This window comes from Pirellulales bacterium, from assembly GCA_019636335.1.
Classification (GTDB): domain Bacteria; phylum Planctomycetota; class Planctomycetia; order Pirellulales; family JAEUIK01; genus JAHBXR01.
On record JAHBXR010000058.1, the window covers coordinates 1 to 1,671 of the forward strand.

1 protein-coding gene is annotated in these 1,671 nt (G+C 63.3%); it reads right to left on the bottom strand.

The window, feature by feature from the left end; all coding sequences use genetic code 11:
- Positions 1 to 290: 290 nt before the first annotated feature.
- Complete coding sequence (gene ccrA, locus KF708_24930; protein MBX3415950.1) at positions 291 to 1,562, bottom strand: crotonyl-CoA carboxylase/reductase; 1,272 nt, start codon at positions 1,560 to 1,562, stop codon at positions 291 to 293.
- Positions 1,563 to 1,671: the final 109 nt, after the last annotated feature.

Below are 1,671 nucleotides of genomic sequence, written 5' to 3' on the forward strand. Positions count from 1 at the left end.
ACGTCACCACCTATGCCGGTCTCGCCTCGGTGATGATCGCGCTGGTGTTTCTCTATACCACCGCGTCGATCTTCATCTATGGCGGCGAACTCAATGCCGCGATCAAGGACGGGCGCAACAAAGAATCCGCCTGAGCTTGTTCCAGAGTCTGATTCAACGGCGTTGAATCAGACTCGTCGCTTATCTGCTTGATCGAGCATGCCCTCGGGTTGAGCCCGAGGGCATGCTTTTTAAAAAACCGCTTCGCATCCCCGGATCAAGTCCGGGGACATGCTGTTCGGGATCATGCGCTAGCGCCCCGACGCCTCGATCACGTCGTCGAAGCTGCGCAGGCCCGGCCGCTGCGCGTTGACGAGCACGGCCATGTTGCCGGGCTTGTGCAGGTTCTTCCACATCTTGGTGTGCGCGGCCGGAATCTCCTTCCAGCCCAGCACCTCGCTCATGCAGGGATCGACGCGGCGGTCGAGCACGAACTGGTTCGCGGCCGCGGCCTGCTTCAGATGCGCGAAGTGCGAGCCCTGGATGCGCTTCTGGCGCATCCACACATAGCGCGCGTCGAAGGTCAGGTTGAAGCCGGTGGTGCCGGCGCAGAACACGACCATGCCGCCGCGCTTCACCACGAGACACGAGACCGGAAAGGTCTGCTCGCCGGGATGCTCGAAGACGATATCGACATCCTTCTTGCCGGTGATGTCCCAGATCGCCTTGCCGAACTTGCGGGCTTCCTTCACCCAGTCGTTATATTCGGGCGTGTTCACCGTGGGCATCTGGCCCCAGCACTTGAAATCCTTGCGGTTGATGACGCCCTTGGCGCCGAGGCCCAGCACGTAATCGCGCTTGTCGTTGTCGGAAATGATCCCGATCGGATGCGCGCCGCTGGCCGCGGCGAGCTGCACGCCGAACACGCCCAAGCCTCCGGACGCGCCCCAGATCAGCACGTTGTCGCCCGGCTTGATGGTGTGCGGCGCGTGGCCGAACAGCATGCGATAGGCGGTGGCGAGCGTCAGCGTATAGCAGGCCGACTCTTCCCAGGTCAGATGCTGCGGCCGCGGCATCAGCTGGCGCGACTGCACGCGGCAGAACTGCGCGAACGAGCCGTCCGGCGTCTCGTAGCCCCAGATGCGCTGCGAGGGCGAGAACATCGGATCGCCGCCGTTGCATTCCTCGTCGTCGCCGTCGTCCTGGTTGCAGTGGACGATGACTTCGTCGCCGACCTTCCAGCGCTTCACTTTTGCGCCGACCGCCCAGACGACGCCGGAAGCGTCCGAGCCTGCGATATGGAACGGCTGCTTGTGCACGTCGAAGGGCGAGATCGGCTGGCCCAGGCCCGCCCAGACGCCGTTGTAGTTCACGCCTGCGGCCATCACGAGCACGAGCACGTCCTCGTCGCCCACGGCCCAGGTCGGCACCACCTCGATCTGCATGGATTGCTCGGGCGGCCCGTGACGCTCGCGGCGGATCGCCCAAGCATACATTTTCGACGGCACGTGGCCGAGCGGCGGGATTTCGCCGATCTCGTAGAGGTCCTTGGGGCCGGCGTGCAATTTCGTGACCGCGGACATAGGTGCTCCGAAAAGAAAATGTCTCGAGGGAATGACTGCGGCGAGCATGGCCTAAAGCATATTGCAGCGCAACGGGACTTTCGGCGCGGCAAAATCCTTAAATCTTCCG